This window comes from Pantoea sp. UBA5923 (assembly GCF_002431095.1).
Lineage (GTDB): Bacteria > Pseudomonadota > Gammaproteobacteria > Enterobacterales > Enterobacteriaceae > Pantoea > Pantoea piersonii.
Genome location: NZ_DJDN01000001.1, coordinates 1 through 292, shown reverse-complemented (window position 1 = coordinate 292; position 292 = coordinate 1). Strand labels below are relative to the sequence as shown.

The following is a 292-nucleotide window of genomic DNA, read 5'->3' as shown; positions in this document are numbered from 1 at the left end:
TCACATCATCAACCTTGAGCAGACTGTACCGATGTTCAACAACGCTCTGGCTGAGCTGCACAAAATCTCTGCCCGTAAAGGCAAGATTCTGTTCGTCGGTACCAAGCGCGCTGCCAGCGAAGCGGTAAAAGAGTCTGCACTGAGCTGCGACCAGTTCTTCGTAAACCACCGCTGGCTGGGTGGCATGCTGACCAACTGGAAAACCGTTCGTCAGTCTATCAAACGTCTGAAAGACCTTGAGACTCAGTCTCAGGACGGCACCTTCGACAAACTGACCAAGAAAGAAGCGCTG

General features: G+C 52.4%; 1 protein-coding gene. It reads left to right on the top strand.

Translation table 11 applies throughout. The features are described 5' to 3' along the window. Nucleotides 1–292 (top strand): 30S ribosomal protein S2 (rpsB, locus tag B3797_RS00005; RefSeq protein WP_311790017.1); only part of this gene is annotated, 292 nt, incomplete at both ends.